This is a genomic window from Fulvimonas yonginensis, assembly GCF_037137055.1.
GTDB lineage: Bacteria > Pseudomonadota > Gammaproteobacteria > Xanthomonadales > Rhodanobacteraceae > Frateuria_A > Frateuria_A yonginensis.
Genome location: NZ_JBBBNY010000021.1, coordinates 1 through 17,213, shown reverse-complemented (window position 1 = coordinate 17,213; position 17,213 = coordinate 1). Strand labels below are relative to the sequence as shown.

General features: G+C 66.7%; 19 protein-coding genes, 3 tRNA genes and 1 other RNA gene. 11 read left to right on the top strand and 12 right to left on the bottom strand.

Annotation, left to right across the window (positions count from 1 at the left end):
- Positions 1-1,053: recombinase family protein (locus WAT24_RS16330; protein WP_336808961.1), on the top strand; the 1,053-nt coding region annotated here is incomplete at its 5' end.
- Positions 1,050-1,481: a LacI family transcriptional regulator gene (locus WAT24_RS16325; RefSeq protein ID WP_336808960.1), complete on the top strand. Its 432-nt coding sequence runs from the start codon at positions 1,050-1,052 to the stop codon at positions 1,479-1,481. The genes WAT24_RS16330 and WAT24_RS16325, both read left to right, overlap by 4 nt.
- Positions 1,482-1,511: 30 nt before the next feature.
- On the opposite strand, the gene WAT24_RS16320 is transcribed toward WAT24_RS16325, so the two are convergent.
- The 6 genes from WAT24_RS16320 to smpB form a co-directional block, all read right to left on the bottom strand.
- On the bottom strand, positions 1,512-2,099 hold the full coding sequence (locus WAT24_RS16320; protein ID WP_336808959.1) for a hypothetical protein: 588 nt from the start codon (positions 2,097-2,099) through the stop codon (positions 1,512-1,514).
- Positions 2,096-2,584 carry a hypothetical protein gene (locus WAT24_RS16315; protein WP_336808958.1) on the bottom strand — a complete coding sequence of 163 codons (489 nt, stop codon included), beginning with the start codon at positions 2,582-2,584 and terminating at the stop codon, positions 2,096-2,098. The genes WAT24_RS16320 and WAT24_RS16315 overlap by 4 nt, the downstream gene beginning before the upstream one ends.
- Entirely contained in the window at positions 2,581-3,507 is a 927-nt protein-coding gene (locus tag WAT24_RS16310) for a nucleotidyl transferase AbiEii/AbiGii toxin family protein (RefSeq protein ID WP_336808957.1), read from the bottom strand. The genes WAT24_RS16315 and WAT24_RS16310 overlap by 4 nt, the downstream gene beginning before the upstream one ends.
- Positions 3,504-4,103 (bottom strand): type IV toxin-antitoxin system AbiEi family antitoxin domain-containing protein, encoded by a 600-nt coding sequence (locus WAT24_RS16305; RefSeq protein WP_336808956.1) that lies wholly within the window; start codon positions 4,101-4,103, stop codon positions 3,504-3,506. Before WAT24_RS16305 ends, WAT24_RS16310 begins: the two co-directional genes overlap by 4 nt.
- Before the next feature lie 348 nt (positions 4,104-4,451).
- Positions 4,452-4,803: a transfer-messenger RNA gene (gene ssrA, locus WAT24_RS16300) on the bottom strand.
- 75 nt (positions 4,804-4,878) lie between these two features.
- The gene (smpB, locus tag WAT24_RS16295; RefSeq protein ID WP_336808955.1) at positions 4,879-5,370 is read right to left on the bottom strand and encodes an SsrA-binding protein SmpB; all 492 of its coding nucleotides are present in this window, start codon (positions 5,368-5,370) and stop codon (positions 4,879-4,881) included.
- A gap of 68 nt (positions 5,371-5,438) precedes the next feature.
- Here smpB and WAT24_RS16290 point away from each other — a divergent pair, with 68 nt between their 5' ends.
- Together WAT24_RS16290 and WAT24_RS16285 are read left to right on the top strand one after the other, a co-directional pair.
- Positions 5,439-5,867 carry a type II toxin-antitoxin system RatA family toxin gene (locus WAT24_RS16290; RefSeq protein ID WP_336808954.1) on the top strand — a complete coding sequence of 143 codons (429 nt, stop codon included), beginning with the start codon at positions 5,439-5,441 and terminating at the stop codon, positions 5,865-5,867.
- Entirely contained in the window at positions 5,860-6,132 is a 273-nt protein-coding gene (locus WAT24_RS16285) for an RnfH family protein (RefSeq protein WP_336808953.1), read from the top strand. Before WAT24_RS16290 ends, WAT24_RS16285 begins: the two co-directional genes overlap by 8 nt.
- A gap of 7 nt (positions 6,133-6,139) precedes the next feature.
- Here WAT24_RS16285 and WAT24_RS16280 read toward each other — a convergent pair whose 3' ends face one another.
- On the bottom strand, positions 6,140-6,595 hold the full coding sequence (locus WAT24_RS16280; protein WP_336808952.1) for an outer membrane protein assembly factor BamE: 456 nt from the start codon (positions 6,593-6,595) through the stop codon (positions 6,140-6,142).
- Between the two features lie 74 nt (positions 6,596-6,669).
- On the opposite strand from WAT24_RS16280, the gene fur reads away from it, so the two are divergent.
- Positions 6,670-7,086 (top strand): ferric iron uptake transcriptional regulator, encoded by a 417-nt coding sequence (gene fur / locus WAT24_RS16275; protein ID WP_336808951.1) that lies wholly within the window; start codon positions 6,670-6,672, stop codon positions 7,084-7,086.
- Positions 7,087-7,409: 323 nt separating this feature from the next.
- Here fur and WAT24_RS16270 read toward each other — a convergent pair whose 3' ends face one another.
- A complete protein-coding gene (locus WAT24_RS16270) occupies positions 7,410-9,011 on the bottom strand; it encodes an MASE1 domain-containing sensor histidine kinase (RefSeq protein ID WP_336808950.1) in 1,602 nt (533 codons plus the stop codon).
- A 162-nt stretch (positions 9,012-9,173) separates the two neighbouring features.
- Between WAT24_RS16270 and WAT24_RS16265 the strand changes: the two genes are divergently transcribed.
- Entirely contained in the window at positions 9,174-9,812 is a 639-nt protein-coding gene (locus WAT24_RS16265) for a response regulator transcription factor (RefSeq protein WP_336808949.1), read from the top strand.
- 63 nt (positions 9,813-9,875) lie between these two features.
- Here the strand turns inward: WAT24_RS16265 and ppsA are convergent, their stop codons facing one another.
- On the bottom strand, positions 9,876-12,248 hold the full coding sequence (gene ppsA / locus WAT24_RS16260) for a phosphoenolpyruvate synthase (protein ID WP_336808948.1): 2,373 nt from the start codon (positions 12,246-12,248) through the stop codon (positions 9,876-9,878).
- A 222-nt stretch (positions 12,249-12,470) separates the two neighbouring features.
- Between ppsA and ppsR the strand changes: the two genes are divergently transcribed.
- Together ppsR and WAT24_RS16250 are read left to right on the top strand one after the other, a co-directional pair.
- Entirely contained in the window at positions 12,471-13,286 is an 816-nt protein-coding gene (gene ppsR / locus WAT24_RS16255) for a posphoenolpyruvate synthetase regulatory kinase/phosphorylase PpsR (RefSeq protein WP_336808947.1), read from the top strand.
- A gap of 16 nt (positions 13,287-13,302) precedes the next feature.
- Positions 13,303-13,773, top strand: a complete 471-nt coding sequence (locus WAT24_RS16250) for a DUF1249 domain-containing protein (RefSeq protein ID WP_336808946.1) — start codon at positions 13,303-13,305, stop codon at positions 13,771-13,773.
- A gap of 102 nt (positions 13,774-13,875) precedes the next feature.
- On the opposite strand, the gene WAT24_RS16245 is transcribed toward WAT24_RS16250, so the two are convergent.
- From WAT24_RS16245 to WAT24_RS16235, 3 genes are all read right to left on the bottom strand, one after another.
- Positions 13,876-13,952 (bottom strand) — tRNA-Asp (locus WAT24_RS16245).
- Positions 13,953-13,990: 38 nt separating this feature from the next.
- A tRNA-Glu gene (locus WAT24_RS16240) sits at positions 13,991-14,066 on the bottom strand.
- A gap of 9 nt (positions 14,067-14,075) precedes the next feature.
- A tRNA-Ala gene (locus WAT24_RS16235) sits at positions 14,076-14,151 on the bottom strand.
- Between the two features lie 140 nt (positions 14,152-14,291).
- On the opposite strand from WAT24_RS16235, the gene WAT24_RS16230 reads away from it, so the two are divergent.
- The 3 genes from WAT24_RS16230 to WAT24_RS16220 form a co-directional block, all read left to right on the top strand.
- Positions 14,292-16,046: a cation:proton antiporter gene (locus WAT24_RS16230; protein WP_336808945.1), complete on the top strand. Its 1,755-nt coding sequence runs from the start codon at positions 14,292-14,294 to the stop codon at positions 16,044-16,046.
- A gap of 151 nt (positions 16,047-16,197) precedes the next feature.
- Positions 16,198-16,953 carry an FKBP-type peptidyl-prolyl cis-trans isomerase N-terminal domain-containing protein gene (locus tag WAT24_RS16225; protein WP_336808944.1) on the top strand — a complete coding sequence of 252 codons (756 nt, stop codon included), beginning with the start codon at positions 16,198-16,200 and terminating at the stop codon, positions 16,951-16,953.
- Positions 16,954-17,113: 160 nt separating this feature from the next.
- Positions 17,114-17,213: hypothetical protein (locus WAT24_RS16220; RefSeq protein ID WP_336806374.1), on the top strand; the 100-nt coding region annotated here is incomplete at its 3' end.

The window sequence follows — 17,213 nt, the reverse complement described above, 5'->3', positions numbered from 1 at the left end:
CCCGAATATGGCACTCGGTGGCATCACGCCGATGCAGAAATTGGCGCTTGCCGCATAGCTCCACTTTTGGCGTCCGCTGAAAGCGGGGGGATTACCCTGAACATCCTCCTGTCCTTCGCTCAGTTCGAACGCGAGGTCACTGGCGAGCGCATCCGCGACAAGATCGCCGCCAGCAAGCGCAAGGGCATGTGGATGGGCGGCGTGCCGCCACTCGGCTACGACGTCGAAAATCGGCGGCTGGTCCCGAATGAGCAAGAGGCCAAGCTGGTCCGGCACATCTTCCGCCGTTTCGTCGAGCTCGGCTCCAGCACGATGTTGGTCAAGGAGCTGAGGCTGGACGGCGTGACGTCGAAATCCTGGACCACGCAGGACGGCAAGGTCAGGGAAGGCAAACCGATCGACAAGAGCCTGGTGTACAAGCTGCTCAACAACCGCACCTACCTCGGCGAGCTGCGCCACAAGGAGCAGTGGTACCCGGCCGAGCATCCGCCGATCATCGACCGGGATCTGTGGGATCGGGCTCACGCCATCCTGGCCACCAACGGCCGGGTCCGCGGCAATACCACGCGTGCGACCGTGCCCTATCTGCTCAAGGGCATCGTATTCGGCAACGATGGCCGTGCGCTGTCGCCCTGGCACACCACGAAAAAGAACGGGCGCCGGTATCGCTATTACGTCCCGCAACGAGATTGCAAGGAGCATGCGGGAGCGTCCGGGTTGCCGCGCCTGCCGGCCGCCGAGCTGGAGTCGGCGGTGCTCGACCAGCTGCGCGCGATCCTGCGCGCGCCTGACCTCCTGGGCGAGATGTTGCCGCAGGCGATCGAGCTCGACCCGACCCTGGACGAAGCGCAGGTCACGGTGGCCATGACTCGGCTCGACGCGATCTGGGATCAGCTGTTCCCGGCCGAGCAGACCCGGATCGTCCGGCTGCTGGTCGAGAAAGTGATCGTGTCGCCCAACGACCTGGAGGTGCGGCTGCGCGCCAACGGCATCGAGCGTCTGGTGCTGGAGTTGCGTCCTGAGCCCGTCGAACAGGAGGAGGCGCTGGCATGAGCGACATCCGCATCCAGAAGACCGGCGAGCCGGACATTCTGCAGACGAGCGACGGCAGGCTGACCCTGTCGGTGCCGATCCAGATCAAGCGGCGCAGCGGGCGCAAGCTGGTCACGCTGCCGAACGGCGAAACCGCTCCCGTGCGGCCGTGGGATGTGACACCGACGACGCTCCAGTTGGCGCTGGCAAGGGGGCATCGCTGGCTGGCCATGCTGGAGTCGGGGGAAGCGAAATCACTGAAGGAGATCGCCGCGCGGGAGGGGATCGACAACAGCTACGTGAGCCGGATGGTCAACCTGACCACACTGGCGCCGGACATCGTCGCCGCCATCCTCGACGAGACCCTGCCGCCGGAGGTGACGTTGTTCGATCTGGCGTCGGGGACGCCGCTGTTGTGGGATGAGCAGCGAGCCATCATCGATCGCTGATTGCCGCCGGCTGCGACCCTTCGGGTTGGCTTACTTGTCCAGAGACCAGCCGGAGGCCTTGATCAGCTGCAGAACCCGTCCGACTTCGGATGAGGCCGGAGTGGTATCGATGAACGGGAAGAGTTCCTTCAGCATGTCGCCGAAGGTCAAGATCTCGATGGGGTTGCCGCCGAGATTCTCGCGGAACGTCGCGTTGTCCTGCCAGGCCGAGCGGTTGCCGATGACTTTCGTGACGGCCGTGATGTAGGTGAACGAGGACGATCCCGTCAGGTCGGCGACGGTCGCCCTGAAGGCAGTTGCCCACTTCTCCCTGGTCAGCTCGCGAAATCCGCGCCAGGCCTCGCGCCCCGAGACCACCTTGTTCTTGGCGATCGCATCGATCCAGTATTCGGGACGAAAGCCACTCTGCCAGCTCTTGCAGCTCACCACAATCACCCGACGTGCGCCGTCGAGTCGCGGGTGGATGCCGATCACGTCGATGTCGCTGTGCACGGCGTCTTGGCGAGTGTCGTACTCCGCGTGATCGCCAGCAGGGCGGAACTTGATGTTGTGCCTGGTGAAGTACCCTTTGTGCTGCAGGTACTCGTCCACCATTTGTTCGAGGATGTCTTCTTTCATTCCTGTTCGTCCTCGCGATCGATCCGTTGGCTGAAGAATCCCTCGAACTCGGGCTGGAGGCGGCACTGTAGGAACGCTTCGAGCAGGTTGAGTACGTGGATGCCGAGCACTGCATCGAGGATGAAGTTCACCCGATCGGTGTGCTCCCTGATCCAGCCGGGGACGTTCGTCTCGTTCAGGCCGGCGACGCCGATGCGCTCGCCGTGTTTGATCAACGAGGCTGCCAGGGTGCTCTTCGCGCTGCCGGCTTTGTAGTGTTGAGCCGTGTAGCGGGCAGCGCTGTTGGGGCCGACCTTCCCGACCTTCAGCACATTTTGCCCGAACGCGAAGACGTAGACGGCCATCTTCCCGGGCGGTAGCGACTTGGGCGGCACATGCGGCGCAGGGCGTCGATCGATCGCGATGGCATCGGGCGCCAACGAGACGCCGGCCATGCCGGCGACACGGCGAAAATCCTCCAAGAGCAGATCCGGATTCCAGGTCATCGGCCAGATTCCTCGGTGCTCGACGTCCACCCGCTACCTGCACGCCACGCCAGCGGAAAAGCGGCAGCTTGCCGTAGCGCGTCCAGCGGGAATGACAGGAACGCACGCAGTCCGGCAATGACCTCGGAAAGCTGAAGCTCGACCAAAGCATTCTTCCTCAAGAATGCCTGCCATTGGGTCTGCTTCTGCCGATCCTGAGCGAATTCCTCGCTCAAGCCGAAAGGGACGCCGTCCGGCAGAGGCGTCCTGCGGCGCTCGAAGGTGGCGTGGATCGCCTTGGACAGGAGCGCGCCGTCGAAGTCGGTGTGGCGCGACAAGATCCAGAGGTCGAAGTAATCCTTCATGCGGCTATTGGCGATGCCGAGTGACACCAGCGCCTCCAGCTTCTCGGCGACGACCGTGTAGCGGGGGTAGGCACGCAGCTTCGGGGCAGGCATGTCCGGCAGCATTACCGGGTAGTCGACAGCCTCGGGGCCGGGCGTCACGGCGTCGCCGAAACCCACATCGACCTGCACGTGGCATCGGGCACCGTCCAACAGTCCGAGGAGCGTGACTCGGACACCGGAGTAGTTGGCTTCCTTGCGGATCTCCTCCGCGTGTACCGAGTCGGCTTGGAAGCGTATGCCGTCGTCCAGATCCACCGCACAGATCTCCCGAAACGCCGCCTCGACATGCGGAATATCGGCCGAGCCGAAGCCCAGCAGGTCGGCGTCGCGTGTCGGACGATGCGGAATGTCGAACCACAGGTCGAACAGCAACGCCCCCTTCAGGAGAAAATGGTCGGCATGAGCCGAGACGCTCAGGCGATACAGGAGCCGCTCCAAAGCGTAGCGGGTGAGGACGAGGTTGAAGTCCTGCTTGTCGGTGCGGGCCTTGGCGAGCAGTCGCGCGCGGACCGAGGCGGCGGTGTTTCGTTTGCTCACGTCAGACTCTCCAGGTAGGGGCGCATCACATTGGCCACTCGGCACAGCTCAGCAAAGCGCCACAGCTCATCCATGCTGACGCGCTTGGCGCGCCAGGCTTCCTGCAGCGCCTCCAGCGCGACATCGAGGCCGATCTTGTTGCGGAACTTGAAGCAGTCGGCCACCGTCCGGGCGACGCTGGTTACGCGCACCGGCACACCATCCACTGAGCGTTCCTCGATCCCCTCCGTCAGCGCTGAGCCCGAGAAGCGCACGATGCGCAGTGGCGGATAGTCCATCTTCGGTGCGCGGGCCTTGTTGGGGATGGCGAGCCAGACCTCGAAGGGCGACTGGGTAGTGAGCTCGTGCAAACGCAGCGCCGAGAGCAGGCACACGATCGCCTGAGGATGTTTGCGTGCTACCTCGGCCAGTGCGCCGTGCTCCGAGACGGGCCGGTCCGGAATCGCGTACAGGCCCCGTCCCACCCGCTGGAGCAGCCCTTGCCGCACCAGCCGCGTGAGCGCGACAGTGGGCAGCCCGCGCTCATTGAGATCGCGTGGGCGAATAAGGCCGCGCTGGGCGGCAAGATCCAGAATGCTCTGGTGCGAACTGTCCATGCCGTCATAATGTTGCGGAACGTCGGTAATTGTCAATAACTACCGACAAAACACAACCGGCATGGTTTCCTTTGCCTGCCGATGCCGCAATCCAACCGCTTGATTCGTCCGCGCGTAAGTCATTGATCTGTATGGGGCTGGTTTGTGACCTTTGCGGACTTCGGGCCGGTTTCAGGGAGCGAGGTCGGAGAGAAAAACGGCCGGGAGAGAGCGGAATGTGGCCCGGAATGCGGCGAGAGGCTGACCGGCGAAGTCCGCAGGCGTCCGCAGGAACCCCCGCGAATACGCGGGAACCGGCGCGATCAGGCAAGAAAAAACCCCAACCGAGAACGGTTGGGGTTTCGTTATTGGTGGAGGTGGCGGGAGTCGAACCCGCGTCCGAAGGCGCTTGACGCCCGGTACTACATGCTTAGCCCACCGTTGGATCTCGTCCCGCGGCAGCACGGTGTGCGAAGCGCGCCGAAGGACCAGCCTGCTTGATTTGACCCTGGCCGGCAGGCGGCGGCTTCGGGCGATCCTGTGATGATGACCCTACATCCACGAGCACAGGCACAAGTGGGTTCGGGGCTAGGCCTTAAGCGGCCAGAGCGTAGTTGTCGTCGTTGGCAACTATGAGTTTGCGGCTGGATTTACGAGGAAAGCTGCCCCCTCGGCATGCACCAAGCCATCTCACTACCCCCGTCGAAGCCAGAACACCCCCGGGGAAAAGAGCTGGTCAGCCACGGAAGTATATGGGTCCGGCCACGGACGCTTCAATGCAGGGAAGGGCGGCCGTTCAGGCGGCCCGGTTGTGCGCGCGCATGGTGCGCTGCTTCTCGCGCTGCCAGTCGCGTTCCTTTTCGCTCTCGCGCTTGTCGTGTGCCTGCTTGCCGCGGGCCAGGCCGATCTCGACCTTGACCTTGTTGCCCTTCCAGTACAACGCGATCGGCACCAGGGTGTAGCCCTTGCGCTCGACGGCGCCGATCAGCTGGTCGATCTCCTGGCGGTGCAGCAGCAGCTTGCGGGTGCGCCGGTCCTCGGCGATCACGTGGGTGGATGCGCTGATCAGCGGCGGGATCGACATGCCTACCAGGAAGATCTCGCCCTTCAGCACCACCGCGTACGCATCGCCGAAATTGATGCGGCCCGCGCGCAGCGCCTTGAGTTCCCAGCCCTGCAGCGCGATGCCGGCCTCGTGGCGCTGGTCGATGTGGTATTCGTGCCGCGCGCGCTTGTTGAGCGCGATGGTGCCGCCCGCGTGCTTGTCCTTGTCCTTCGTCTTTGCCATGTCCGTTAGACTTGCGCCTTTGCCGATGCGCCGCTGCCGGCGCATAGGACCGAGTGGAAGAGGTATCCGTGATCGAAATCCGACGAAGCGCCCTGGTCAACTACACGCCGGCGCAAATGTTCGATCTGGTCAACGATGTCGAAGCATACCCAAAGCGCTTCTCCTGGTGTGCCGGCGCCCGGGTGCTCGAGCGCGAAGGCAACGTCCTGGTGGCGCGCCTGGACCTGACGTTTGCCGGCCTCCGGCAGAGCTTCACCACCCGCAACACCACCGAGCCGCCGCATCGCCTGCGCATGCAGCTGGTGGAAGGCCCGTTCCGCAGCCTGGACGGCGTGTGGGAGTTCATCCCCCTCGGCGAGCACGGCTGCAAGATCGCCTTCGCCCTGGATTTCGACTATGTGGGTCTGGCGGCGGGCGCGATCAAGCTGGGGTTCCAGGGGCTGGCCAGCCGCATGGTGGAGGACTTCAGCCGGGAGGCGCAGCGCGCGTATGGCTGAGATCGCGGTCGAGGTGGTGCTGGCGCTGCCGGGGCGCGTGGTGCTGCGGCGGCTGACGCTCGGCACGGGAGCGACCGTGGCGCAGGCGATCGCCGCGGCGGACCTGGGCGAGGACGCGGCCTGGGTCAACCCGCAGCGGCTGGGCATCTTCGGGCGCCGCGTGACGCCGGAGCAGCCGCTGCGCGACGGCGACCGGGTGGAGATCTACCGGCCGCTGGCGCTGGATCCGAAGGACGCGCGGCGGCGCCGCGTTCGGGGGAAGTAGGCGCCTGTCAGGGCGTGCCGCTGTCGTCCGGGCTGGTGCCCGAGCCGTTGTCGCCGTTGTTGCCGGAGCTCTTGTCGCCTTCGGTCTCGTCCACCGGGTAGGTGGCGTGGTACTTCTTGCTGTCCTTGAGCATCTGCTCCGGATCCTGCGCGAAGAAGTCGCCCTCGGTGCGCACCAGCGTGTCGTTGTTGAAGGTGAGCGTGAAGGTGCGGATCTTGATCGGGCCCCCGCGATGCTGCTGCGTGGACACGTAATCCCAGCGGTCCTGGTCGAACGGCGTGTGGACCGACGGCGAACCCATCAGCACCAGCACCTGGTGCTTGGTCATGCCCGGCTTGAGCTGATCGACGGTCTTCTTGTCGAGGACGTTGCCCTGCTGCACGTCGGGAACGTAGACCAGCCCGCAGCCGACCAGCGAGAGCGCCAGCATGGCGGAACCGAGCGTGCGAATCAGCTTGTGCATGCGTGTTGCGTCCGGATCGTGAAGGAGTCGGATGATACACTAACGGCCTTGGTACGCCGTGCGTGGAGCCTGCTATGGAACAGGAAACCAGAGAACTGCGCCGGGTCGGCCTGAAGGTCACCCATCCGCGCATGCGCATCCTGCAGATCTTCGAGGAGGAGGGTGTCAAGCACCTCACCGCCGAGGACGTCTACAAGAGGCTGCTCGCGGAGCAGGAGGACATCGGCCTGGCCACGGTCTATCGCGTGCTTACCCAGTTCGAGGCCGCGGGCATCGTGGTCAAGCACAACTTCGAAGGCGGCCAGGCCGTCTACGAGCTCGACCGCGGCAAGCACCACGACCACATGATCGACGTAGACAGCGGCAAGGTCATCGAGTTCGTCAGCGAGGACATCGAGCGCCTGCAGCAGGAGATCGCCACCCGGCACGGGTACGAGCTGGTCGATCACAGCCTGGTGCTGTACGTGCGGCCGAAGGCGAAGGGGCGCTGAGGCCCGGCGCGGGATCCGCGGAGCCGGTTCCGATCCGGCAGCAAGATTCCGGAGGTTGCGCGGCCGCGCATGTGGATCCGCATAAAAAAAGCCGCGGGAGGACTCCTGTCCGCCCACGGCTGATCCGTTACCACACGGCGCCTCGGCTGGCGAATTGCTCGCGGCCTGGTTGCGCCGATGGTTCCGGCGGAACGGCTTCCTGCCGTCCTTCGGGGCTACCGTCCCCACGGTAGACCCGGCACGCCATCTTGCGATGGCGGCTCCCCCACATCGATGGGAAGGATGCTAACGAGCTATTCACGGCTGCGGTATTGGAAAAATTCCTAGGCGAGGCGACCGGGGTCGCGCCCGGGCGTGTTGCTTCGCAGCAAAATCCGCAGGTGGACACCCTGGCGGTCGGGCCGCAGGCGGAACAGCCCGCCCAGCGAGGTGACCCGGTCGCGCATGCCCTGCAGGCCGCGGCCGCCGCGGGGCAGGCGGGTAGGCAGCCCCACGCCGTCGTCGCGGATGTCCAGCAGGGCCAGCACTACGCCATGCCGCTCGCCGATGCGCAGGCGCAGCCGGAACTCGCTGGCCTGGGCGTGCTTCACGGCGTTGGTGGCGCTTTCCTGCACTAGGCGGTACACCGCGGTACGGGTGTCCTCGTCGAGCAGGCGGGGATCGCCGTGCATGTCGGTGTGGTAGACGATGCCGGCAGTGGTCAGCAGGTCGCGGATCGGGCCTTCGTCCAGTGCGCGCAGGAGGCCGAACTCGTCCAGCACGGCGGGCCGCAGGTCGTCCAGCAGCCGGTGCAGCGCGCGCCGCATGTAGCCGAGGATGGTGTTGACCGAGGCGCTGATGTCCTCCAGGCCCGCCTGTCGCAGCCGCGCCTGCGCCAGCTTCATGTGCGTCTGGATAGCGGTGATGTTCTGCCCCAGTTCGTCGTGCAGCTCCGCCGCCATGTGGCGGCGCTGGTTCTCCTCCGCCTGCAGGTTGCCGCGTGCGGCGTCGCGCAACTGGCGGGCGAGCTGGTCGAGGCGGCGGTTCACGGCGCCCAGGTAGACGTTCTGTTCGGCCACGCGTTCGCTGCTGCGGCGCAGGGCGTCGGTGGCGGCGCCGAGCATCAGCGCACCGGTACCCGCGACCGCCAGGAACAGGTAGCCGGCGGCGCGCTGGGCGTGGCCGGGCTGATGGTCCACTACGGCCATGCCCAGGCACGACACCAGCATCGCCAGCGTGGCGCCGCGCCAGCCGTGGCGGAAAGCGAAGAACAGCACCGGTGCGAGCGACAGCACGCGGGCGAACTCCGGCTGCGGCGCCGCATGCTCGGAGAGCATCAGCAGCAGGGCCATCGCGGGGAGCATGACCAGCAGGCCGTCCATTACCAGCCCCGCGACCGCCTTCCGGCTCGGCCGTGCGCGCAGCAGCATGATCGCCAGCGGCGTCACCAGCAGCACGCCCAGGTAGTTGCCGAGCAGTTCGCGCCCCAGTGCCAGTGCCATGGCGGTGGAGGCGGCGGCGGTGCTTCCGTGCAGCAGCGCGAGGATGATCGCGTCGGTGGCGGCGACGGCGCCCACCACCAGCACCGCCGAGAGCAGCAGGCGGGTCGCCTCCTCCGGATCGCGCAGGCTGGCGTGCAGGTTGACCCGCCGCAACAGCCACAGGCCGATCGCCATCACCAGCGGCTCGGGCAGGTCACCGATCAGGAAGTCCTGCCAGCCCATCGGCAAGCCGGAGCGCAGGTCGAGGATCACGGTGACCGACAGCTCCAGCCCGAGCAGCCAGAACCAGTGTCGTACCGGCACGATCAACAGCGCGGCGAAGCGCAGCCCGAAGGGCAGCATCCAGTACGGCTGCTGGGTGGGCAGCAGGAGCAGCCACAGCGCAACGTAGATCACGCCCAGCAGCGGGCCCGAGTCGGGCAGGGAGAACGGCTTCGATCGCATGCGCGGATGGTACATGCGACCGCGTGCCTGCCAGCGCCCTCGCCATCGCCGCCGTGGGCGGTCTTCCGATAGACTCGGGACCATCGGGTGGCGGACCGGGCGCGGGGGGCGTCCGGAGCGGCGGAGCCGCACACCACCCGGGATCTGAGTGAGCGGGGCACCATGTACAGCATCGTTCTGGTCGACGACCACGCCATCGTCCGCGAGGGGTTCAAGCGGCTCATCGAAATGGAGCCGGATCTGGAAGTCATCGCGGAATGCCGCTGCGCCGACGACGCGGTCGAGGCGATCAACCACAGCCGCCCGGACCTGGTCGCGCTGGATCTCTCCCTGCCGGACGGCAGCGGACTGCCGCTGATCGAGCACCTGCACAGCCTGGCGCCGGACACGCACATCGTCGTGCTCAGCATGCACGACGGCGAGCCTTATGTTTCCGAGGCGCTGCGGCGCGGCGCCAGCGGCTACGTCACCAAGGGCGCCGCGCCGGAGGAACTGGTCGCGGGGCTGCGCCAGGTGATGCAGGGCGAGACCTTCCTCAGTTCCGACCTGCGCCAGCGACGCGCCGAGCGGCCCAGCGAGGCGCTCGACCCGGTCAACCGGCTGACCGCGCGCGAACGCGAGGTGTTCCTGCTGCTCGCCGCCGGCAAGGCGCCCAAGCAGGTGGCTGCGGCGCTTGGGGTCGGCCAGAAGACCATCTACATCCACCGTGCCAGCCTGATGGGCAAGCTGGGCGCGGGCTCGGAACTGGACCTGTACCGCATGGCCAGCGAGCGCGGGCTGCTGTCGGAGCGCAAGGGCTAGGCTTCGCGGAACGCGGGAAGGCCCCTCGCGGGGCCTTCCCGGTGCCTGCGACGGTGGAGTCCCTCAGCCGGCCTTCTTCTTGGCCAGCCGCAGCCAGGTGTCGACCACCGTGTCGGGGTTGAGCGAAACCGACTCGATGCCCTGGTCCATCAGCCACTCGGCCAGGTCCGGGTGGTCGCTCGGACCCTGGCCGCAGATGCCCACGTACTTGCCTTTCTCGCGCGCGGTCCGGATCGCCATGGCGAGCAGCTTCTTGACCGCCGGGTCGCGCTCGTCGAACAGGCTGGCGACGATGCCCGAATCGCGGTCCAGCCCGAGCGTGAGCTGGGTCAGGTCGTTCGAGCCGATCGAGAAGCCGTCGAAGATCTCCAGGAATTCTTCGGCGAGCAAGGCGTTGGAGGGCACTTCGCACATCATGATGATCTTGAGATCGTCCTGGCCCTGCTTCAGGCCGTTCTTCTCGAGTACCTCGACCACCTTGCGGCCTTCGCCGAGCGTGCGCACGAACGGGATCATCACCCACACGTTGGTGAGGCCCATCGTCTCGCGCACCTTCTTGACCGCCTTGCATTCCAGCGCGAAGGAGTCGGCGAAGCCCGGGTCGACGTAGCGGCTGGCGCCACGGTAGCCGATCATCGGGTTCTCCTCGTGCGGCTCGTAGCGCGAGCCGCCGATCAGGCCGGCGTACTCGTTGGACTTGAAGTCCGACAGGCGCACGATCACCGGCTTGGGATACACCGACGCGGCGATGGTGGCGATGCCTTCGGCCAGGCGGTCGACGTAGAAACTCACAGGATCGGCGTAGCCGGCCATGCGCTCGTCGATCTTCGCCTTGGTCTCGGCGTCCTGGCGGTTGTATTCGAGCAGCGCCTTCGGGTGCACGCCGATGTGGCTGGCGATGATCATCTCCAGGCGCGCCAGGCCGATGCCGGCATTGGGCAGCATGCCGAAGTCGAACGCGCGCTCGGGGTTGGCCACGTTCATCATGATCTTGAGCGGCGCCTCGGGCATCGCGCCGAGGTCGGCGGTGATGCGGTCGAAGGCGAGCTTGCCCTCGTAGATCACGCCGGTGTCGCCCTCGGCGCAGGAGACGGTCACTTCCGCGCCGTCCGGGATGGCCTGCAGCGCGTTGCCGGTGCCAACCACCGCCGGCACGCCGAGCTCGCGCGCGATGATCGCGGCATGGCAGGTGCGGCCGCCGCGGTTGGTCACGATGGCCGCGGCGCGCTTCATGATCGGCTCCCAGTCGGGATCGGTCATGTCGGCGACCAGCACGTCGCCGGGCTGGAACTCGTGCATCTGGCTCAGCGACTTGACCACACGGGCCTTGCCCGAGCCGATCTTCTGGCCGATGGCGCGGCCTTCGGCCAGCACCTTGCCTTTCTCGTTGAGCTGGAAGCGCTCCAGCTGCGTGGCATGGGCGCGCGACTTCACCGTCTCCGGGCGCGCCTGCACGATGTAGAGCTTGCCGGTGTCGCCGTCCTTCGCCCATTCGATGTCCATCGGGCGGCCGTAGTGCTGTTCGATCACCAGCGCCTGCTTGGCCAGTTCCTGCACGTCCTTGTCGGAGAGGCAGAACCTGTTGCGCAGTTCGGCAGGCGTCTCCTCGATGCGCACGCGCTCGCCGGGCTTGTCCGAATAGACCATGCGCTGCTGCTTGGCGCCGAGGCTGCGGCGGAGCAGGGCGGGCTTGCCCGCCTTCAGCGTGGGCTTGAAGACGTAGAACTCGTCCGGATTCACCGCGCCCTGCACGACCATCTCGCCCAGGCCGTAGGAGCCGGTGACGAACACCACGTCACGGAAGCCCGACTCGGTGTCCAGCGTGAACAGCACGCCGGAGGCGCCGATGTCCGAGCGCACCATCAGCTGCACGCCGGCGGAGAGGAACACGTCCTCGTGCTTGAAGCCCTGGTGTACGCGGTAGGCGATCGCGCGGTCGTTGTAGAGCGAGGCGAAGACTTCCTTGACCTTGTGCAGCACGTCGTCGATGCCGACCACGTTGAGGAAGGTTTCCTGCTGGCCCGCGAAGGAGGCGTCGGGCAGGTCCTCGGCGGTGGCGGAGGAGCGCACCGCGACGGCGACGTTGTCGGCGCCGGCGTCCTTGCAGAGCTTCGCGTAGGCCTCGCGGATGGCCTGGTCGAGCTCCTGCGGCAGCGGCGTCTCGGTGACCCAGGAGCGGATCTCCTTGCCGGCGGCGGTCAGCGCCTCGACGTCGTCGACGTCCAGCGAAGCCAGCCGCTCGCGGATGCGTTTGGCCACGCCGCTCTTGTCCAGGTACTGCTGGAACGCCTCGGCGGTGGTGGCGAAGCCGCCCGGCACCGAGACGCCCAGCCTGGCGAGGTTGCCGATCATCTCGCCGAGCGAGGCGTTCTTGCCGCCGACCTTGCCCAGGTCGGTCATGCGCAGGTTGTCCAGCCAAAGCACCAGATCGTTCAAGGGACTCTCCTTAGTAAAGCTCGGGTCATTCGTGCCGCTGGCCGGAATTCGGGCCGCAAAGGACTGGTATTGTCCGCTTTCCATGGTGCACGGCACAAGAAGACCATTTGTTCAGGATGCCGCGCCAACTGCATACCAGTCAGCGCGGAGTCAAGCAGGGACAGGCTTTCGTGCTTGCGCTAAGGTGCCCACCGGAGCCCCGTGGGCGAATGGACGACAGGCATGCAACGTACGGTTTTCTTCATTTCCGACTCCACTGGTATTACCGCGGAGACGATCGGCAACTCGATCCTCGCCCAGTTCGAGGGCATCCAGTTCGACAAGCATCGCCTGCCGTTCGTGGACGACACGCATAAGGCCGAGGCCGCTGCGCTGCGCATCAAGACGCGCTATGCGCAGACCGGCGAGCGGCCGATCGTGGTCAACACCATGGCCGACCGGGGCCTGTGCGAGATCGTCGCAGGCAGCGGCGCGCTGATGCTCGACGTGTTCGCGCCGTTCATCGGGCCGCTGGAGGAGGAACTCGGCGCCAAGCGCTCGGGCGCGGTGAACCGCTCGCACGGCCTGGTCGACTTCGACAAGTACGAGGCGCGCATCAACGCCACCAACTACGCGCTGGCGCACGACGACGGCATGGACGTGGACTACGCCCAGGCCGACCTGATCCTGATCGGCGTGTCGCGCTCGGGCAAGACGCCCACCTGCCTGTACATGGCCTTGCATTACGGCGTGCGCGCCGCCAACTATCCCCTCACCGACGAGGACCTGGAAAAGCTGGAACTGCCGAAGCGGCTGAAACCGTACAAGGATCGCCTGTTCGGCCTCACCATCGATCCGCAGCGGCTGGCGCAGATCCGCGAGCAGCGCCGTCCGGGCAGCCGCTACGCGACCCTGCAGCAGTGCCGCTGGGAGCTGGAGCAGGCCGACCGGCTGATGCGCCAGGCGGGCATCTCCTCGCTCAACACCACCCATGTGTCCATCGAAGAGATCGCCAGCAAGATCTTCGACCGCTTCGGTATCGAGCGGACCATGTTTTGAGGTATATGCAGGCTCAATGAGTGCCGTACTGGACAACCGTGCCGCCTTGCTCCCGGGACGCTTCGAGTTCCTGATGGGGCTGTACGCGGAGAACTACCACCGCCTGGCGCACCTGTTCGCGCCACAGACGCTGGCGCCCGGGCGTTACCGTTCCAGCGTGGACGACGGGCTGGACGTGCACCTGCACGTGCAGGAACGCCATCCGTATACGCTCGAGCTGGAACTCACCTACGGCTTCGTGGACGAGCACACAGGCCACCCGTCGCCTTCGGCGCAACTGCGCATGTACACCGACGCACACGTGGCCGAGGCGCTGCACTGCCATCCGGGGCGGCACCTGTGGCAGGTGCTGGGACCGTTCCCGGAAGCGCACACCGTGCTGCAGCACCGCTTGCGCATGAACGGCTTCCTGTCGCGCTGGCTGGAATATCTGGCGGAGCAGGGGCACTCGGTGGGTACGCTCGAGCGGATCGACGCACGGGATTGAACCGAAAAGGCGGCCATGGATGGCGCCTTTGCTTGCGCGCAGGGGGGGGCGCGTACGAACAAACCCCAACAAAAAACCCGCACGCGGCGGGCTTCTCGTAAATGGCGGAGCGGACGGGACTCGAACCCGCGACCTCCGGCGTGACAGGCCAGCATTCTAACCGACTGAACTACCGCTCCGCGTTGTCTTCCAGCTACACAAAGTGCGAGGCCAACCTTGGCGTCCCCACGGGGATTCGAACCCCGGTCGCCACCGTGAAAGGGTGATGTCCTAGGCCTCTAGACGATGGGGACGGATTAGGTTGGTGGAGCCAGGCGGGATCGAACCGCCGACCTCCTGCATGCCATGCAGGCGCTCTCCCAGCTGAGCTATGGCCCCGCCGCTGGAAGCCCGAAAGCATAGCAGCGTTCGTGAATCCGTCAAGCGCTTTTTCGAAAAATCTGCGCACCGCGATCACGCGTGCGCGAAGGGCGCAGGCGCGCGACGTTATAAGCTGGGCGGCCATCGTCGGAGTGACCATGCACGAGATCGGCTTCCTTCGCGACCTGGCCATCGTCATGATGGTGGCGGGCGCCACCACGGTGTTGTTCCAGCGCCTGCGCCAGCCCGTGCTGCTCGGCTACATCCTTGCCGGAGTGCTGATCGGGCCGCACACGCCGGGCGTGCTGGTGGGCGATCCGCGCGCGATCGACGACATCTCCAACCTCGGCGTCGTGCTGCTGATGTTCACGCTCGGGCTCGAGTTCAGCGTGCGCAAGCTGCGCGAGGTCGGCATGGGCGTGCTGATGGTCGCGCTGATCGAGGTCGGGCTGATGTTCTGGATCGGCGCGGGCCTGGGCGAGGCGATGGGCTGGCAGCGCATGGACGCGTTGTTCCTCGGCGCCCTGATCTCGCTTTCCTCCACCATGGTGGCGACCCGCACGCTGGCCGAGTGCGGCCTGCGCGCCCTGCCGTTCGCGCAGCGCGTGGTGGGCATCCTGGTGGCGGAGGACGTGCTGGCGATCGTGATGCTCACGGTGCTGAGCGCCATGGCGATAGGCGGCGCCATGGAGGCGGGCGCCGCGCTCGCGGTGGTCGGGCGGGTCGGCCTGTTCGTGGTGGCCGGCATGATCCTGGGCCTGCTGCTGCTGCCACGCTTGATCGACTATGTGGCCGGTTTCGGGCGCGACGAAACGCTGCTCGTGAGTGCGCTGGGCGTGTGTTTCGGTGCCAGCCTGTTCGCGGCGTGGCTGGGCTTCAGCGTCGCCCTTGGGGCCTTCCTCGCCGGCGCGGTGATGGCCGAATCGCGCAGCGTCCACCGGGTGATGCGCCAGGTGGAACCCTTGCGCGACATGTTCGCCGCGCTGTTCTTCGTCACCATCGGTCTGAAGATCGATCCGGCGCTGCTGTGGCAGTACGCGCTGCCCGCACTGGGTATCGCCGTGGTGGTGATCCTGGGCAAGACGCTGGGCGTGGGGATGGGCATGGTCGCGGCGGGGCAACCGGCGCGCTCGGCCATCCGCACCGGCCTGAGCATGGCGCAGATCGGCGAGTTCTCGTTCGTGATCGCGGCGCTGGGCGCCTCGCTCGGCGTGGTCGGCGACTTCATCTATCCGATCGCGGTGGCGGTGTCGGTGCTGTGCATGGCCGCATCGCCCTACCTGGTGGGCCACGCCAACGGCATCGTCGACGGCGTGCGGCGCGTTGTCCCCGGGCCGCTGCGCCTGCTGCTGGCCAGCTACGCCGGCTGGCTGGCCGGGCTCAAGCCGGTAGAGCAGAACGCGATGATCGCGGCGATGCTGCGGCGGCTGCTCTGGCACATCGGCGTCAACGTGGTGCTGGTGGTGACGCTGTTCGTCGTCGGCGCCTACGTCAACGCGCACAACTGGGCCTGGTTCTCGACGCTGGGTGCCGGGCGTGACCTGCGCCACACGCTGATCTTCGCAGCCGCGCTGTTCGTCTCGCTGCCGATGCTGATCGCCATCTACCGCAAGGCCGAGGCGCTGGGCATGCTGCTGGCCGAGCTCGGCATCCGCGAGCACTTCGCCGGCGGCTACACGCATGCGATCCGCCGCCTGCTGGCGCGGTTGATCCCGCTGGGCACGCTGCTGGCGCTGGGCCTGCTGGTCAGCGTGCTGGGTTCGGCGATCCTGCCGCCCCGTGGCGTGGCGGTCCTGCTGCTGGTGGCCGGCGTGGGGCTTTCCGCGGTCCTTTGGCGCGCGCTGGTGAAGATGCATGCCCGGCTGCAGGCTGCCCTGCGCGACACGCTGGACGGGCCGTCGTCCGGCCCGTGAGGGGCGCGGGCGCCAGGGAACCTTTTCCAAGCGTGACGGTCGACAGCCCTTGTCGTTGCCAAGACCGCTCGACGCGCCTCACAATGCGGCGCCTGCCTCCATCGGGGAGGCCCGGCCGCATGCCGGCACATCCATACACGAGGGAGTTCCAATGAAGCATTTTCTGCGTCCCACGCTGACGGCGGCCGCCCTGGCCGTTGCGCTGGGCATGACCGCGGGCGTCCATGCCCAGGCCGCCAAGTCCAGCACCGCCGGCACGGTCGACAAGACCAAGGCCAGCTACGTGGTCGGCTGGGACCTGGCCAGCTCGCTGCCGCCGCTCGTGCGCGAAGAGGTGGATCCGGCGACGGTCGCCCGCGCCGTGCAGTCGGCGCTGTCGGGCCAGAAGCCGACGATGAGCGAGGAGGAGGCCAAGAGCGTGCGCGAGGCCTTCGTGGCCAAGCTGCAGGCCAAGGCGAAGGCCCAGTACGAGCAGGTCGCCGCCAAGAACAAGGCCGAGGGCGAAGCCTTCCTGGCCAAGAACAAGACCCAGCCGGGCGTGAAGACCACGGCCTCCGGCCTGCAGTACAAGGTGATCAGCGAAGGTACCGGCCCGCGTCCGGGCCCGAACGACACCGTGCAGGTGAACTACGTGGGCACCTTCGTCAACGGCGAGAAGTTCGACGCCTCGGCCGACCACGGCAACCAGCCGGCGCCGATCCCGCTGAACGGCGTGATCCCGGGCTTCCGCGAGGGCCTGCAGCTGATGAAGACGGGCGCGCACTACATGCTGTACATCCCGTCGAACCTGGCCTACGGTGCGCAGCCGCAGAACGGCTTCCCGCCGAACGCCACGATCATCTTCGACGTGACCCTGGTGAAGACCGGTCCGACGCCGGCCGGCGGCCAGGGCGACCAGGGCAAGTAAGTCCGCTCGCAGGACGACAAAGGGCGCGGAGCGATCCGCGCCCTTTTTCTTTGCGGCCGTGCACGACAGGCACGCGGATGAATGCGCGCTTGCGCGTGCGTTCGGTACGTCCGGTCCGCCCTGCTAGAATCGCCGATTCCTCAAGGATTGGATGCGCACGATGAAAGTCACCCTGTTCGGCACCGGCTACGTGGGCCTGGTCACCGGAACCTGCCTGGCGGAGATGGGCAACCAGGTGCTTTGCGTGGACGTGGACGCGG